14 protein-coding genes are annotated in these 15,682 nt (G+C 65.6%); 11 read left to right on the top strand and 3 right to left on the bottom strand.

Features of this window, described 5'->3' with window-relative positions:
• Window positions 1-85: 85 nt before the first annotated feature.
• From BW994_RS14920 to eutC, 4 genes are all read left to right on the top strand, one after another.
• The gene (locus tag BW994_RS14920; protein ID WP_029312567.1) at window positions 86-1,105 is read left to right on the top strand and encodes an L-idonate 5-dehydrogenase; all 1,020 of its coding nucleotides are present in this window, start codon (window positions 86-88) and stop codon (window positions 1,103-1,105) included.
• Between the two features lie 10 nt (window positions 1,106-1,115).
• Window positions 1,116-2,213, top strand: a complete 1,098-nt coding sequence (locus BW994_RS14915; RefSeq protein WP_076454674.1) for a LacI family DNA-binding transcriptional regulator — start codon at window positions 1,116-1,118, stop codon at window positions 2,211-2,213.
• 116 nt (window positions 2,214-2,329) lie between these two features.
• Window positions 2,330-3,718 carry an ethanolamine ammonia-lyase subunit EutB gene (locus BW994_RS14910; RefSeq protein ID WP_029312569.1) on the top strand — a complete coding sequence of 463 codons (1,389 nt, stop codon included), beginning with the start codon at window positions 2,330-2,332 and terminating at the stop codon, window positions 3,716-3,718.
• On the top strand, window positions 3,708-4,493 hold the full coding sequence (gene eutC, locus BW994_RS14905) for an ethanolamine ammonia-lyase subunit EutC (protein ID WP_029312570.1): 786 nt from the start codon (window positions 3,708-3,710) through the stop codon (window positions 4,491-4,493). Before BW994_RS14910 ends, eutC begins: the two co-directional genes overlap by 11 nt.
• A 172-nt stretch (window positions 4,494-4,665) precedes the next feature.
• On the opposite strand, the gene BW994_RS14900 is transcribed toward eutC, so the two are convergent.
• Window positions 4,666-5,697, bottom strand: coding sequence for an aldo/keto reductase (locus BW994_RS14900; RefSeq protein ID WP_029312571.1), 1,032 nt, complete (start codon window positions 5,695-5,697; stop codon window positions 4,666-4,668).
• A 222-nt stretch (window positions 5,698-5,919) separates the two neighbouring features.
• Between BW994_RS14900 and BW994_RS14895 the strand changes: the two genes are divergently transcribed.
• The 3 genes from BW994_RS14895 to BW994_RS14885 are packed head-to-tail and all read left to right on the top strand — an operon-like array spanning window position 5,920 to window position 8,016.
• Window positions 5,920-6,615 (top strand): hypothetical protein, encoded by a 696-nt coding sequence (locus BW994_RS14895; protein WP_029312572.1) that lies wholly within the window; start codon window positions 5,920-5,922, stop codon window positions 6,613-6,615.
• A gap of 25 nt (window positions 6,616-6,640) precedes the next feature.
• Window positions 6,641-7,264 (top strand): cytochrome b/b6 domain-containing protein, encoded by a 624-nt coding sequence (locus BW994_RS14890; RefSeq protein WP_029312573.1) that lies wholly within the window; start codon window positions 6,641-6,643, stop codon window positions 7,262-7,264.
• A complete protein-coding gene (locus BW994_RS14885; protein ID WP_029312574.1) occupies window positions 7,261-8,016 on the top strand; it encodes a molybdopterin-dependent oxidoreductase in 756 nt (251 codons plus the stop codon). The genes BW994_RS14890 and BW994_RS14885 overlap by 4 nt, the downstream gene beginning before the upstream one ends.
• 110 nt (window positions 8,017-8,126) lie before the next feature.
• Here the strand turns inward: BW994_RS14885 and BW994_RS14880 are convergent, their stop codons facing one another.
• Window positions 8,127-8,399 (bottom strand): transposase, encoded by a 273-nt coding sequence (locus tag BW994_RS14880; protein WP_281174444.1) that lies wholly within the window; start codon window positions 8,397-8,399, stop codon window positions 8,127-8,129.
• 309 nt (window positions 8,400-8,708) lie between these two features.
• Between BW994_RS14880 and BW994_RS18925 the strand changes: the two genes are divergently transcribed.
• From BW994_RS18925 to BW994_RS14860, 4 genes are all read left to right on the top strand, one after another.
• Window positions 8,709-10,448 (top strand): DUF2786 domain-containing protein, encoded by a 1,740-nt coding sequence (locus BW994_RS18925; protein ID WP_217696471.1) that lies wholly within the window; start codon window positions 8,709-8,711, stop codon window positions 10,446-10,448.
• A gap of 580 nt (window positions 10,449-11,028) precedes the next feature.
• Complete coding sequence (locus BW994_RS14870; RefSeq protein WP_051657447.1) at window positions 11,029-12,117, top strand: AI-2E family transporter; 1,089 nt, start codon at window positions 11,029-11,031, stop codon at window positions 12,115-12,117.
• Between the two features lie 40 nt (window positions 12,118-12,157).
• Complete coding sequence (locus BW994_RS14865; RefSeq protein WP_139334144.1) at window positions 12,158-12,853, top strand: VIT1/CCC1 transporter family protein; 696 nt, start codon at window positions 12,158-12,160, stop codon at window positions 12,851-12,853.
• A 37-nt stretch (window positions 12,854-12,890) separates the two neighbouring features.
• Window positions 12,891-14,768, top strand: coding sequence for a heavy metal translocating P-type ATPase (locus BW994_RS14860; protein ID WP_245594157.1), 1,878 nt, complete (start codon window positions 12,891-12,893; stop codon window positions 14,766-14,768).
• A 137-nt stretch (window positions 14,769-14,905) separates the two neighbouring features.
• Here BW994_RS14860 and BW994_RS14855 read toward each other — a convergent pair whose 3' ends face one another.
• Window positions 14,906-15,616, bottom strand: a complete 711-nt coding sequence (locus BW994_RS14855; protein ID WP_029312580.1) for an SDR family NAD(P)-dependent oxidoreductase — start codon at window positions 15,614-15,616, stop codon at window positions 14,906-14,908.
• Between the last annotated feature and the right edge of the window lie 66 nt (window positions 15,617-15,682).

The raw sequence follows: 15,682 nt of genomic DNA, 5'->3' as shown, positions 1-15,682 counted from the left end.
GCCGTCGCGACAATTCCGGAGCATGTTACCGCTAACACAACCCTCGTAACACAAAGCCGCCCGGCGTCTCAAGGAGGAATTTTCCATGCCCGCAATCGTGATCCATCGCGCCGGCGATCTGCGCGTCGAACCGCGCACCGCTCCGCCAGCCGGCGCCGGCCAGGTGCGCGTGCGGATCGATCGCGGCGGCATCTGCGGGTCTGATCTGCACTACGTCCGCCACGGCGGCTTCGGCCCGGTCCGGCTCGCCGAACCCATGGTGCTCGGGCATGAAGTCGTCGGCACCATTGCTGGCCTCGGCTCCGGCGTCACGGACCTCGCGGTGGGCGATGCGGTGGCGATCAACCCCGCGCTGCCCTGCGGCATCTGCCGCTTCTGCACTGAAGGCATGAGCAACCATTGCCTCGACATGCGCTTCTTCGGCAGCGCGATGCGTCGCCCGCATGTCCAGGGCGCGTTCAGCACCGAAGTCACGGTCGAGGCCAGACAGCTCGTCAAACTGCCGCACGGGCTCGATCCATCGATCGCCGTCTTCGCCGAACCGCTCGCCGTCGCCCTGCACGCGCTCACCCGCGCCGCACTCCGCCCGGGCGATCGCGTCGTCATCACCGGCATGGGCCCGATCGGCATGCTCATCCTGCTCGCCGCCCGCCATGCCGGTGCCGGTGAAATCATCGCGTCCGACATTGCCGCCGAGCCCCTCGCCCTCGCCCGCACCCTCGGTGCGGACCAAGCCATCACCCCCGAGGCGCTCGATCGATTCACCGCCGATCGCGGCTATTTCGACATCGGCTTCGAAGCCTCCGGCGCCCCGAGCGCGCTGCCGGCCCTGATGTCGGTGGTCCGCCCGCGCGGCCGCATCGTCCAGGTCGGCCTCGGCGGCGATCTGCCGGTCGCCTCGATGGTCCTGGTCACCAAGGAGATCGACCTGCTCGGCACCTTCCGCTTCACCGATGAATTCGCCCACGCCGTCGCCCTGCTCGGCACCGGCGCGATCGATGTCGCCCCCATGCTCAGCGCGACCTTCCCGGTCGATCAGGCGGCCGACGCCTTCGCCCTCGCCGCCGATAAAACCCGCGCCATGAAAGTCCAGATCACCTTCTGAAACCGCCGCCATGACCAAACCGCCAACACCCACCCCAACGCGCAGCGCGCCGACTATGAACGACGTCGCCCGCGCCGCGAACGTCTCGAAAATGACCGTCTCGCGCGCCCTGCGCGGCGACCGCATCGCGCCCGAAACCAAGGCGCGCATCCTCGCCGAAATCGACCGGCTGCACTACGTGCCCCACGCCGCCGCCGGCGCGCTCGCCAGCCGCCGCTCCGGCTTCGTCGCCGTCATCGTGCCCTCGATCGACAACGCCAATTTCGCCGAAACCGTGCGCGGTCTCGAAGCCGAACTGCGCGCAGCCGGGCTCGACCTGCTGCTCGGCACCACCGAATACCGCATCGGCCGCGAGGACGAATTGGTGCAGACCATGATGCGCCATCGCCCCGAAGGCATCGTGCTGACCGGCGGCGTCCATACCAGCCGCGTCGCCGATCGCCTGGCCCGCTCCGGCATTCCCGTGGTCGAAACCTGGGACCTGCCGGCCACCCCGATCGGCCATGTCGTCGGCTTCTCCAACCGCGCCGCCGGCGCCATGATGACCGAACACCTCGCCGCCATCGGCCGCCGGCGCATCGCCTTCCTCGGCGGCGCCTCGCCGCGCGACCCCCGCGGCGAAGCCCGCAAACACGGCTACCTCGAAGCCCTCGTCCGCCTCGGGCTCGGCCCACCCCGCACGCTGCGCTACGGCCTGCCGCCGCTCTCGATGCACCACGGCGCCGCCGGTCTCGCCCGCACCATCGCCCGCTGGCCCGATATCGACGGCCTGGTCTGCGCCAGCGACCCGATCGCCTTCGGCGCGATCAGCGAATGCCAGCGCCGCCGCATCGCCGTGCCGCAAACCATCGCGATCGGCGGCTTCGGCGATTTCGAAATCGCCCGCTGCAGCCACCCCGGTATCACCACCATCGCCGTCGAAGCCGCCCAGATCGGCCAACGCGCCGGTGCTATCCTGCGCACCGTGATCGAGGCGCTGCGGCGCGGTGAGGCGTGCCCGGCTACGATCGATGAGACGAGTATGAGTCTTGAGGTGCGGGGGAGTACGGTGGGGGAAAGGGAAGGGAAGGACTTCTTTTTTGGAAAAAAGAAGCAAAAAACTTTTTGACCCTGGGGCACGGGCGCTTTCACCGGCACGGGCCCAAATTAACAAAGTTTTTTTTGCTTCTTTTTTGTTCACAAAAAAGAAGTGCTTGCCTGCTCTTTTTACCCCTATACTCCCGCATGCCCCGCTATTCCGCCATCCTGAGCGGCGAGACCTTCCGGTTCGAAACCCTGAAACAGGTTCTCGCCTGTGCCTCACCCCGCCGTTCGGGCGATGAACTCGCCGGCCTCGCCGCCACATCCGATGCCCAGCGCGTCGCCGCCCGCACAATCCTTGCCGATGTGCCGCTGAAAACCTTCCTCAGCGAAGCGCTCATTCCTTATGAGAGCGACGACGTCACCCGCCTGATCATCGACACGCATGATGAAGCCGCCTTCGCCCCGGTCGCCCATCTCACCGTGGGCGGACTGCGCGACTGGCTGCTCTCCTACGAGGCCGATACCCAAGCGCTCCAGGCGCTCGCCCCCGGCCTGACGCCCGAAATGGTGGCCGGCGTCTCCAAGCTGATGCGCAACCAGGACCTGATCGCCGTCGCCCGCAAATGCTCGGTGATCACCCGCTTCCGCAACACCATCGGCCTGCCAGGCCATCTCTCCACCCGGCTGCAACCCAACCACCCGACCGATGATCTGCGCGGCATCGCCGCCGCCACGCTCGATGGCCTGCTCTACGGCACCGGCGATGCCGTGATCGGCGTCAACCCCGCGACCGACAACGTGCCCAACTGCCTCGCCCTGCTCGACATGCTCGACACGCTGCGCCAGCGCTACGATATCCCGACGCAGACCTGCGTGCTCACCCATGTCACCAACGCCATCGAAATCATGAACCGGCGCGGCGCGGTCGATCTGGTGTTCCAATCCATCGCCGGGTCCGAGGCCGCCAACGCCGGCTTCGGCGTCAGCCTCGCCATCCTCGCCGAAGCGCAGGACGCCGCTCTGTCGCTCGCTCGTGGCACGGTCGGCGACAACGTCATGTATTTCGAAACCGGCCAGGGCGCGGCGCTCTCGGCCGACGCGCATTTCGGCATCGACCAGCAGACCATCGAAGCCCGCGCCTACGCCGTAGCCCGCCATTTCAGACCCCTGCTGGTCAACACTGTGGTCGGCTTCATCGGCCCGGAATATCTCTACGACGGCAAGCAAATCATCCGCGCCGGCCTCGAAGATCATTTCTGCGGCAAGCTGCTCGGTGTGCCGATGGGGTGCGACGTTTGCTACACCAACCACGCCGAAGCCGATCAGGACGACATGGACACGCTGATGACCCTGCTCGCCACCGCCGGCGTCACCTTCGTCATCACCGTCCCTGGTGCGGACGACATCATGCTGAACTACCAGAGCCTGTCCTACCACGACCTGCTCTATTTGCGCTCCACGTTCGGCGTCCGCGCCGCCCCGGAGTTCGAGGCCTGGCTCGAAACCATGGGCATGCTCGACGATCGCGGCCGCGTCCGCCTGCCCGAACGCCAATTCGTGCAACGCCTGATCGGCGCCGATGCCGCCTGAGCCCGACCTGACCCCCCAAACCGTCAACGATCCCCGGGCCAACGACCCCTGGGCCAAACTCCGCGCCACCACCAACGCACGCATCGGCCTCGGCCGCATCGGCGACGCCATGCCGATGCACGACGTGCTCGCCTTCCAGCTCGCCCACGCCAAAGCGCGCGATGCGGTGCACGCCAGCCTCGATGTCGAAGCCCTGCGCGCAGCGCTCGATCCGCCGGTCATCACCGTCCACAGCGAAGCCGCCAGCCGCGAGCAATACCTCCGCCGCCCCGACCTCGGCCGCCGCCTGCACCCCGATTGCCGTCCCCTGCTCACCCCGGGCGACTACGATGCGGTGTTCGTCATCGCCGATGGCCTCTCCGCCACCGCCGTCGCCGCCAACGCCATCCCCACACTCAACGCGGTGCGCCGCCGCCTGCCCCACCTGCGCATCGCCCCCATCGTCATCGCCACCCAGGCCCGTGTCGCCATCGGCGATGATATCGGCGAAGCCCTCAACGCCAGGCTCTGCGCCATCCTGATCGGCGAACGCCCCGGCCTCAGCGTCGCCGAAAGCCTCGGCATCTACCTCACCTACGCCCCCAAACGCGGCTGCCGCGATTCTGCCCGCAACTGCATCTCGAACATCCACACCAAAGGCGGCCTCTCCCCCGACGCCGCGGCGGACACCCTCGCCTGGCTGATCCGCGAAGCGCTGCACCGGCAGGTGACGGGGGTGGGGCTCAAGGAAGAAGCCCAGGGGGCTCTGCCCCCTGGACCCCCGCTAAGGGCTTAGCCCTTAGAACCCGCTAGTTTTAGGGGTAGGGAGGGCGTCCAGACAATACTGTTTGAGAGCCCGGCAGCCGGCCCTCCCTACCCCTAAAACTAATGGATTCCAAAGGCTCCGCCTTTGGCGGGGTCCAGGGGCAGCGCCCCTGGCCTTCCTTCTTTATGTCCCACTCCCACAACTACCAAGCCGTCGGCTTCGGGTTCCGATCATTGAAATTGGTTTGGTGCCAGTACGGATAGATCGGCGTCTGATGGCTCGCCCGATCCAGCAGCCCGACCTGTTCCGTGCTCAGCGACCAGCCGACCACGTCGAGATTCTGCTTGAGCTGCGCCTCGGTACGCGCCCCGATCACGATATTGGCCACGGTTGGCCGCTGCAGCAGCCAGTTCAGCGCCACCTGTGCCACCGATTTGCCGGTATCCTTGGCAACGATATCGAGCGCATCGACCACGGTGTACAAATACTCGTCATCCACGATCGGCCCGCCTTCCGCCCCACCGGCCGCGATCCGGCCGGAGGTATCGGGCTGACCCCGGCGGATCTTGCCGGTCAGGCGCCCCCAGCCCAGCGGACTCCACACCATTAGGCCGACCCCTTGATCGAGCCCGAGCGGCATCAATTCCCATTCGTAATGCCGTCCGACCAGCGAATAATACCCCTGATACGCCACATACCGCGCCAGCCCGTACTTCTCGGACGTCGCGAGCGACTTCATCAGATGCCAGCCGGAGAAATTCGACGCCCCGATATATCCGATCTTGCCGGCACCGATCAGATCGTCCAGCGCCCGCAGCGTCTCATCGACCGGCGCCACCGCATCGAACCCGTGCATGAAATACAGGTCGATATGATCGGTGCCCAGCCGCTTCAGACTCGCCTCGCACGCCCGCACCAGATGATAGCGCGACGATCCACGCTGGTTCGGCCCGTCCCCGGTCGGAAACGTCGCTTTCGAGGAAATCAGCGCCCGGCTCCGCTTGCCCTTCAGCGCCTGGCCTAGAATCTCCTCGGACATGCCTTGCGAATACACATCGGCGGTATCGAAAAAATTCACCCCGGCATCGAGGCACAGATCGACCATCCGCGCCGCCTCCGCCACATCGGTCTCGCCCCAGCGGCGAAAGAATTCGTTGCTGCCGCCGAAGGTCGCGGTGCCGAGGCTGAGAACCGGTACCATGAGGCCGGAGCGTCCGAGTTGGCGATATTCCATTGGGTTGTTCCTGTCATGCCATGCGTCCTCCCCGATCATGGGGCGATCGTCCGTTACTGGTAAAGTACAGCCCCCCTGCCGTTTTTGTCCACCGCACCCCCGGCCCATCCCCCGACCCGCGCCGCACATTACCAAATTATCACCAACCATCCCGGACTTTTGTCATCGCCACAGCGTACCATCTCCAGGGGCACGCAGTGTCTCACAGCAAAGGGAACCACCATGAAGCGATTCGTCACCCTCAGCCTCGCCGCCGCGGCGGTTTCGGCCATCTCGGTCGGCGCGCTGGCAGCATCCACCCCGGTCCGCCTGCGCGGCACCATCACCGCGATCAGCGCCGATACGCTGACCCTCAAGACCAACAGCGGCAAGACCGAACAGGTCATGATCGGCGGCGACACCCATTTCCTCAAGGTCGAAAAATCCTCGCTCGGTATGATCGACAAAAACACCTACATCGGCACCGCGACCAAAACCGTCGGCTCCCAGTTGATCGCGCTCGAAGTCGTCATCTTCCCGAACGCGATGCGCGGCACCGGCGACGGTCATTATGCGTGGGACAAACTGCCCGACACCACCCTGTCCGGCGGCACCAAAACCGCCAGCACCATGACCAACGGCAACGTCGCCGCGGTCTCGGGCGGCGCGGCCGGCGGCAAAGTCAGCAGCACCATGACCAACGGTAACGTCGCCGCCACCAAATCGAGCGACGGCGTCAAACGCCTCACCGTCACCTACAAAGGCGGCCAGCAGACCATCCTGGTTCCCCCTACTGCGCCGATCGTCAAGTTCGCACCCGGCATGAAAGCCGATGCCGTCACCGGCGCCCACGTCTTCATCAAGGCCAGCGAATCCGACGGCAAGATTACCGCCGGCGCCGTCGCGGTCGGGGTTGACGGCGTCACACCGCCGATGTGATCGGCCTGCCAGGAAGCAACCAGCCATGAGCCAGCCGCGTCCCCGCCGCCCCGCGCACCCGGTGCCCATCCGCATCATGCACTGGATCGGCGTGTACGCGATCGGCTGCATGATGTTCAGCGGCTGGGAAATCTACAACGCCTCGCCCAGCCTGCCCTTCCTGTTCCCGCGCTGGGCCGGGCTCGGCGGCTGGCTTGGCGGCGCCCTCGCATGGCACCTCAGCGCGATGTGGCTGCTGTTTGTCGATGGTCTGGCCTATATCGCCTACGGCATCGCCTCCGGTCACTTCCGCCGCGAGCTGCACCCCCCAACCCCCGCCGCCGTCGCACACGACCTCGGCGCCGCACTGCGCCTGCGCCTGCCGCACCGCGCCGGTCACTACAACGCGGTGCAACGACTGCTCTACGCCGGGGTCATCCTCATCATCACCCTCGCGGTTGCCACCGGCCTCGCCATCTGGAAACCCGTCCAGTTCGGCTGGCTCACCGGCCTGTTCGGTGGCTACCCGATCGCGCGCGGCATCCATCTCGCCATGATGGGTCTGATCGCCGGCTTCATCATCATCCATGTCACACTGGTCGCTTTCTATCCGCGCACCCTGGTCTCTATGGTCGCCAACACAAAAGCCGATCCGGAAACCGCACCATGACCAACAAACCCGTTGCGGTCCGCCCGTCCGACGTGAAACCCGAGTTCGACCGCATGCGCCGGCGCGGCCTGTTGCGCGGCGGCTTCTCGCTCGGTGCCCTCACTCTGCTCACCGGCTGCGACCTCTCGACCCACTCCGGCGTCGATGCCGCACTCGAAGCCATGCTCCGCTTCGACGACCGCATTCAGGAAGCCCTGTTCAGCAAATCGCGCCTCGCCGAAACCTACCCCGCCAGCGCCATCACCAAACCGTTTCGCTTCAACGCCTACTACCCGGACTGGCAGGTCCGCGTGGTCGACCCGGCCACCTGGCAACTCGGCGTCAGCGGCCTGGTCCAGCAAACCAAACCCTGGACCCTCGCCAACCTCCGCACCCTGCCCCAACAAAGCCAGATCACCCGCCACATCTGCATCGAAGGCTGGAGCCAGATCGGCCAATGGTCCGGCATCCCGCTCCACAGCTTCCTCAAACGCATCGGCGCCGATCCGCGCGCGAAATACGTCAATTTCACCTGCTTCGATGGCTACTCCACCAGCATCGACATGCCGAGCGCCCTGCAATCGCAAACCATCCTCGCGCTCGATTTCGAAACCAAGCCGCTCACCCCCGAATGGGGCGCACCACTCCGCCTGCGCATCCCCACCAAACTCGGCTACAAAAGTGCCAAAAACCTGCAATCGATCGCCGTCACCAACACCTACCCCGGCGGCTACTGGGAAAACCAGGGCTACGACTGGTTCGCCGGCGCCTGAGGCGCGGGGCAAGCAAGGCCAGGGCTCTCCCTCCGGAGCCAGTCCAGCGATGAAGAGCATCGCTGGAACCTTCTGCTCCGCCGCCCCTGGACCCCGTTATACCCGTGGCCCTAAAGATCGACGCATGCCCAGTCTCTGGTTCCGATTGAGGCAATTGGAGCCGCGTCATTGGCGATGAAATTCCAGGCTTCTTTGCTGGCGTCGCGCATGGTCTCGTAAGTGTGGCAGACGAGGCCGCTTAATTTGTCACCGCGCAGATAATCCCAGACGTTTTCCATAGGATTGAGTTCCGGCGCATTAGGCGGGAGCCGGAGCAGGGTGATGTTGTCTGGCACGATCAGCGGTTCGCCGGGTTGATGCCATCCGGCACCATCGCAGACCAGCAGGGCATGGGCGCAGGTGGCGCCCTGGCAACTTGAGATGCTTGTTCATCGCCTCGGTATTCACGCCAGGCATGATGATGATGGCAGCACCGATGCCACGCGTTGGGCAGATGGCGCCGAGAATGTCCACGGAGTCGCGCCGGTTGTCGCGTACCATCGGCGGCCGTGAGCCAATCGGCGCCCAGATCGCTTCGAGGAAGCCTTTCTGCCCGACACGGGCTCCATCTGAGCCGGTATGCGACTCGATGCCGGGCCTGCTAGACTCTCAACTTCATCCGGGAGTGAGTTATGCCTGCGACAGCACGGACTATGTCTTCTTCATCAGGGATCCACGCGCGGCTTGATAAATTTTTTACGGCGGCGCTCGATTTCGTGGCCCCGGATCGTGCCGACGCCCTCATGCGAAAATGGGCACCACGCGAGCAGCCGCACTCTTCCATTACGGACGACCGGATGATGGCAATGATGGCCGATGCGATATTGCTGTCGGCCGACCTGCTCGTGTCGCAACCCTCTGCCAGCGGCTCGACTGCGTTTGATCGCCTAACCCGCAGCCGGGGGAAGGTTTCATCCATTGATGCCGCAGCCCTCGCAGCGCTTGCCAAAGCACGCTTCCGATTGCTCCGTATTCAGAAGACCGAGGCGGATGGCCGCCTTACCGTCCACGATATCCTGGCCGGGGAAACGCTGGCGATCGAAGGTGCCGACCTGCCGCCGTTTCCACTGGAAATCCCCATCGTCGCCCGCGTCGCCGTGACCGGTGATCGATGCGGTTATCTGATCGGTGCGGTCACACCGCTCGATCAGGACGCTCTGGCCGTCGCCCAGAGCCATGCAGCAGCGGGTGGAAAGGGCAGCTTTGCCAACGCCCGCTGGGCCGAGGCTGTCTATACCCATGTCGTTCGACACGGAACCGTAGAAATTCCCGGCCTCAACCGTCCGCCCGCGGACGGCAATGAGCCAGGTCTATACGAGGAGATCGACGAGGCGTTGTACGCCCTTGCGCAAGACTGGGCCGCATTGGCGGGCAAGCCACCCAGTCAGGAACTGATGCTGCGCGCCCGGAGACTAGCGGATCAGACCCGGATTTTTGACGCGTTGGACGCGGCGCTCACCGCACGCGACGCGAAGGATGAGCTCATGGCGGATGCGTTCGAGTGCATTGCCGCCGCGCAGCTTGAAACCGTTTGGTTGCGGGAACGCGGTGGATCCGTCGGGCTGACGTTGGATATCATTGCCCGCACGCTCGACGAAGCCATTGCGACGCGCGGGTGGCCCTCCCGCATCCGCCTGCTATTCGATCGGCTCCGTCCCCGACCGGGCAATCGGCAGACCAGTAACAGCGACCTGCCTCTGGACCGGCTGGTTCAACGAATCCAGGGCCTGCGCGCAAAAACCGTCGCTCAGGGCTGTACCGAACAGGAGGCTATGGCGGCTGCGGAGAAGGTCGCCGAGTTGCTCGATCGGTACGGGCTGTCGTTGAACGAACTCGAACTGCAGGCGCAGCCCTGCGAGGGGATCGGCATCCAGACCAACCGGCGCCGGATCGCGCCGATCGACGAGTGCATTCCCGCAATCGCCGCGTTCTTCGACTGCCGGGTCTGGTCCGAACGCGCTCAAGGCGCACCGCTGCGCTACATCTTCTTCGGCCTTCGCAGCGACGTCACGGCTGCACAATACCTCTATGAGATGGTCGAGCGCGCCTTCGATACGGAGACCGCCGTTTTCCGCCGGAGCGACCTGTACGAAGAGATGAAAGGGGATCGCAGGTCAGCAACCAACTCGTTTCAGATCGGGCTTTCCCGCGGTATTTCCGCCAAGCTCGGTGCGATGCGCGCCGCCCGTGACGAGACCATCCGTAGCGCGTCCGGCCGAGATCTGGTTCCTGTCAAATCGGCCATGATCGAAGAAGAAATGTCCAAGCTTGGGCTTCATCTAAGTCAAAGGTCCCACGCTACGGGCAAACGTGTCATTCGTGATGCCTATACCGCTGGACAGGAAGCCGGTGAGAAATTCGAATTCGCGCCTGGTATTACAACAACGGTTTGAGCCCATGAACGCGACCCTGCTGAACACAGACAAATTGCCAGACGCCAGGTTACACCACCTGATCGGTTGCAATTCCAACCATACCCGAAGAGCGACGATGACCACCGCTGTGAATAAGTAGCCCGCCTGCGCCACACTTGCTGGCGGTCGCTCCGGCAGGCGCCGATTGATTCATATCAAAGCCAAGCGTGCTGAACGATGTGAAAAGGAGGCTGCGAAGCGGGGCTGTTGGCGACCATCGCCGTCCCAGCCAAGCGCCGCACAGCCATGAGAAGGCGACCAGCTATGGTTTCCACCGTTTCGCGAGCCGGCTTGGGCCGGAGTGGGGGTTTGCAATGACAAAGCGCAGTCGCCCGCGTTCGACCTCGAACGAACCCTGGTTTTTGCAACCGCGTTCATCCTGCTTGGCTGAGGCAAGGGTGCCGACCTTGACAGCGCTTGCCCTCGAACGGGATTGCTCAAGGCTAATCAACCTGCAGTGTCCCGTTTTGCCAGCAGCGTCATCCCGGCCAAGTGAAGCCGCGGCGCCGAACGCGATCGATCCTGCTCTCCAAGCCCGATCGAAAACGGCGCTGCCCACGTGACTTCGAACCCCGTCACGCTGGGCCGGTTCGCGGCCAAGGTGCTGGTCGTCCTGGTGATCGGCGCCTTGGCGGTGGCCGCCTGGCAACTCGCAGACATTGTCGTCCTGTTGTTTGGGGCCATTCTGTCCGCAATCGGGCTGTGTGCTGCCGCGCGATGGATTGCGCAACATACCGGCATCCGGCGTGGCATAGCGCTGGCAGCGGTGCTGCTGCTGGGCTTGGCAATTGTTGCCGCCGCTTTGTGGATCTTTGGCTCCACCGTTGCAAAACAGTTCAACGATGTGCTCCAGACCGCACCGGCCGGATTCGAACTGGTCATCAACCGATTGAAGACAACCGCCTACGGACGGGAGATTCTGGCTCAGGCCCATCGCGCCAATGTTCTGGGGGCGACGGGCTGGGCAACCGGGATCGTCGCCGCGGCGGCAGGGATGATCATGCGGGGGCTCGGCTATGCGGTGATTGCGCTGTTTGCGGCGATCTATCTTGCCGCCCAACCCGCTCGCTACCGGCGCCTGTGTTTTCGGCTGGTGCCGCCGCCCTATCAGGCTACGGCCGAAGGGCTGTTTCTCACGACCGGGCAGATCCTCGAGCGCTGGCTGCTCGGCCAGATTCTGGTGATGGCGACGATCGGCGTCCTGAGCGGTCTGGGGTTATGGCTGCTCGGCATTCAGGCCGCGTTTGCGTTGGGACTGATGGGCGGGTTGCTGTGCTTTATTCCGTATGTCGGCGCGGTGCTCGCGGCGGTGCCGGCGACGCTGGTGGCATTGACGCAGGGACCGTTGGAGGCCGGATCGGTCATGCTGATGTATGCGGCGGTTCACTTCGTCGAGGGTAATTTCATCACGCCGATGGTGCAGGCGCAGGTGACATCGTTTCCCCCGGTGCTGGCCATTCTGTCGACCGTGGCATTCGGCGTGCTGCTCGGCCCGCTCGGTGTGCTGCTCGCCGCCCCGCTGACGCTGTTTCTGATGGCGGTGGTCGAAATCCTTTATGTGCAGCACGGTCTGGGGTTGGCGCCGCGGGCAGAGGATGCTGGTGCCGTGCCGCACCTTCGATCAACAGTGCAAAGCGAAGTCGTATAGAGGCCATTGGCGACGGGCCGGAACCAAAACGGAGATCATGATGCGGCAAACTCACCGGGAAACTCACTTGATCGCGCGGATCGGCTGGCTGCGGGCAGCGGTGCTGGGCGCGAACGATGGCATCATATCGACATCGAGCCTGGTGCTGGGTGTGGCCTCCGCCGGCGGCAACGCGCACGGCGTATTGGTGGCGGGTGTTGCGGGGTTGGTCGCGGGTGCCATGTCGATGGCGGCGGGCGAGTATGTGTCGGTCAGTTCGCAATCCGATACGGAGCGGGCCGATCTGGCGCGCGAAGGCAGCGAGTTGGCCGGCAATCCCGGCGCCGAGACCGAAGAACTTGCCCGGATCTACGTCGACCGTGGTCTGGAGGCCGGACTCGCCCATGAGGTTGCGCGGCAACTCATGGAAAAGGACGCGCTGGGTGCCCACGCCCGCGATGAACTCGGCATTTCGGAAGCGACGACGGCGCGGCCGGTGCAGGCGGCCATGGCCTCGGCCGCCACGTTCTCGGTTGGTGCCGCAGCACCGCTGATCCTGGTCTTGTTAGCCCCGGCGAGCGCGCTGCTGGCGGTGGTCGGGGCGGGGTCGCTGCTGTTCCTCGCCGTGCTGGGCATGATCGGTGCGAAAGCCGGTGGGGCAGGCTTGCTGAGGCCGACTCTGCGGGTGACGTTCTGGGGCGCGCTTGCCATGGGCATCACCACCGGCATCGGCGCCTTGATCGGCTCGGCGGTATGAGCGGCGTGATCGCGGCGGTCATCGACGGTGGGTTTGGATGATGCTTGCGCATGCCCGGTTGCGCGCGGCGGTTCTCGGCCTTGTCGTGGTCGGTTTGGCCGTGGGGCTGGTGGCCGATGCGCTGGGGTATCGGCAGCTCACGATCGTCGCCTGGGATGGTCCGGCCGCGATCGTCGCACTGGTGGTGGCGATCGATTTCATCGCCGGGCTGTGGCGGGGCACACTCGGGGTCGATCTGATCGCGTTGCTGGCGATCGCGGCCTCGATCGCGCTGGGGCAGCATCTGGCGGGCGTGATCGTCGCCGCGATGGTCGCCAGCGGTGCGGCGCTCGAGGAATATGCCGGGGCGCGGGCGCGGCGGGAATTGGCGGCGCTGGTTTCGCGCACGCCGGTGATCGCGCATCGCACCCGCGATGGCGTGATCGTCGATATCGCGATCGCGGCGGTGGCGATCGGCGATGAGTTGATCATCAAGCCGGGCGAGGTGGTGCCGGTCGATGGCGCGGTGGTGCAGGGCCCGGCGATTCTGGACGAATCCGCCCTGACCGGCGAGCCGTTGCCGGTGACGCGGGTGGTCGATCAAACGGTGCGCAGCGGCGTGTTGAACGCGGGCGGCCCGTTCGTCCTGCGCGGCACCGCGACGGCGGCGCACAGCACGTTCGAGGCGATCGTGCGGCTGGTCCGATCTGCCGAGCGCGAGCGACCGCCGATGGCGCGGCTGGCCGATCGCTGGGCGATCGCGTTTCTGGCGGTAACCCTGGCGTCGTGCGTCGCGGTCTGGCTCTGGACCGGTGAGGCGATGCGCGCGCTCGCCATTCTGGTGGTGGCCACGCCGTGCCCGCTCATCCTGGCGACGCCGGTCGCCTTGATCTGCGGCATTTCCCGGGCGGCCGGACGTGGTGTGATCATCAAGGGCGGCGGCGCGCTCGAGCGGTTATCCCGCGCCAACGTCGCCCTGTTCGACAAGACCGGCACGCTGACGACCGGATTGCCACGGATGACCGGTGTCGAGGTGCTGGAAGGTTTCGCCGCCGCCGCGGTGCTGCACGATGCGGCATCGCTCGAGCAGGTCTCGCAGCACGCGGTCGCGGTGGCGATTACCGCGGCCGGCGCTACGGCATCGGCGCTGACCATTCCCACCGATGTCGCGGAAACGCCCGGCAGCGGGCTGGCCGGCCTGATCGGGGCGCGGCGCGTCATGGTTGGCGGCGCCGGACTGTTGCGTGCCAATGGCATTATGCCGCCGGACGAGGGAAGCGCCGTTGCCCAGGCGCAGGCGGCGGCGGCGGCGGCGTGGGTCGCAATCGATGATCGGGTGGCCGGGGTGATCCTGCTGACCGATACCGAGCGACCCGAAGCGATGACGACCGTGCAGACCCTGCGCGCGGCCGGATTCAGGCGGCTGGTGATGCTCACCGGCGACCGCGCGGGTCCGGCTGAGCGGATCGGCGATCATCTGGGGCTCGATGCGGTGTTCGCGGCGTTGTCCCCCGCCGACAAGATCGCGCGTGTCCGCGCCGAACGGGCCTACGGCATGACGATGATGATCGGCGATGGCATCAACGATGCGCCAGCACTCGCGGCGGCCGACATCGGCGTCGCCATGGGCGCACGCGGTGCCGCGGCGGCGGCGGAAGCGGCGGATGTTGTTTTGATGGTCGATCGGATCGATCGGATCGCCGAAGCGATCGCCATTGCACGCCGTGCGCGTCGAATCGCACTGCAATCGATCACGGTCGGGATGGGGCTGTCGTTCATCGCCATGGCGGTCGCGGCGTTCGGGTATCTGCCGCCGGTGCTTGGCGCTCTGTTGCAGGAAGTCATCGACATCATGGTGATCCTGAATGCCTTGCGCGCACTCGGCGGCGATCGTGCCGGTCCGGCACCCGGTTCGACGTCTGGCGTCCGTGCCTGATCAAACCGGTCGTCGCCATCGGTGTGAGCAACCACGGCAGGCGGGATGCGCAGCATTGAACTACAGCAGCGCCGTTGCTTTCGCCTGTGGTTTGATCGTGACCAGATCTGTCCACAGGAGCCGCGTGCCGATCATCATCAGAACCGCTCGACCCAGGGCCGGAGTTCGATCTCCCAGGTCCAGGCGCTGCGCGGTTGATGCAGGATCTGCCAATAGGTCAGAGCGATCGCGTCGGGGTCGAGCAGGCTGTCCGGCGCTTCGGCGGGTACCGGGCGGCTGGCCGAGGCGATGCCGCCGTCGATCACGAAATGCGCGACATGGACGCCCTGGGGTGCCAGTTCGCGCGCCATGCTCTGAGCCAGGCCGCGCAGGGCGAATTTGCCCATCGCGAACGGGGCGGATTGCGGATAGCCCTTGATACTGGCGGACGCGCCGGTGAACAGAATCGCGCCGTGATGCTGCGGGATCATGCGCCGTGCCGCCTGCTGGCCGACCAGGAAGCCGCCGAATGCCGAGATTTCGAGCGCCCTTGCGACATCGGCGGGGTCCAGCGTCTCGATCGGGCCGCGCAGCCGCCCGGATGCGTTATAGATCACGACATCGGGGCTGCCGATCGCGGCCTCGACCGCCGTGAACAGGTCCGCCACCGACGCTTGATTGCCGGCATCGCAGGTGAAGGCGCGGGCGCCGGTTTCAGCGCAGAGGGGTGCCAGTTTTTCGGTCGTGCGGGCCGCCAGCGCCACGCTGAGCCCATGGCCCGCGAACAACCGGGCCAGCGATGCGCTCAGCCCAGACCCGGCGCCGACGATCAGGGCGCGGTGAAACGCTGCGGTTGGTGCGAGGGTCATGCCATTATCTCCTTCAAGGTCAGGGATTAGACGACGATCAGCGGCCTCGCGCCACCCATCCCGATG

Origin of the sequence: Acidiphilium rubrum (assembly GCF_900156265.1) — a bacterium.
In the GTDB taxonomy this organism is placed as follows: domain Bacteria; phylum Pseudomonadota; class Alphaproteobacteria; order Acetobacterales; family Acetobacteraceae; genus Acidiphilium; species Acidiphilium rubrum.
This window is presented reverse-complemented; position numbering and strand designations above follow the sequence as displayed.

Excerpts from the sequence above, each read along its gene's own strand:
- BW994_RS14920 (WP_029312567.1), top strand. The coding sequence starts at position 86 with ATGCCCGCAATCGTGATCCATCGCGCCGGCGATCTGCGCGTCGAACCG.
- BW994_RS14915 (WP_076454674.1), top strand. The coding sequence starts at position 1,116 with ATGACCAAACCGCCAACACCCACCCCAACGCGCAGCGCGCCGACTATG.
- BW994_RS14910 (WP_029312569.1), top strand. The coding sequence starts at position 2,330 with ATGCCCCGCTATTCCGCCATCCTGAGCGGCGAGACCTTCCGGTTCGAA.
- eutC (WP_029312570.1), top strand. The coding sequence starts at position 3,708 with ATGCCGCCTGAGCCCGACCTGACCCCCCAAACCGTCAACGATCCCCGG.
- BW994_RS14900 (WP_029312571.1), bottom strand. The coding sequence starts at position 5,697 with ATGGAATATCGCCAACTCGGACGCTCCGGCCTCATGGTACCGGTTCTC.
- BW994_RS14895 (WP_029312572.1), top strand. The coding sequence starts at position 5,920 with ATGAAGCGATTCGTCACCCTCAGCCTCGCCGCCGCGGCGGTTTCGGCC.
- BW994_RS14890 (WP_029312573.1), top strand. The coding sequence starts at position 6,641 with ATGAGCCAGCCGCGTCCCCGCCGCCCCGCGCACCCGGTGCCCATCCGC.
- BW994_RS14885 (WP_029312574.1), top strand. The coding sequence starts at position 7,261 with ATGACCAACAAACCCGTTGCGGTCCGCCCGTCCGACGTGAAACCCGAG.
- BW994_RS18925 (WP_217696471.1), top strand. The coding sequence starts at position 8,709 with ATGTCTTCTTCATCAGGGATCCACGCGCGGCTTGATAAATTTTTTACG.
- BW994_RS14865 (WP_139334144.1), top strand. The coding sequence starts at position 12,158 with ATGCGGCAAACTCACCGGGAAACTCACTTGATCGCGCGGATCGGCTGG.
- BW994_RS14860 (WP_245594157.1), top strand. The coding sequence starts at position 12,891 with ATGATGCTTGCGCATGCCCGGTTGCGCGCGGCGGTTCTCGGCCTTGTC.
- BW994_RS14855 (WP_029312580.1), bottom strand. The coding sequence starts at position 15,616 with ATGACCCTCGCACCAACCGCAGCGTTTCACCGCGCCCTGATCGTCGGC.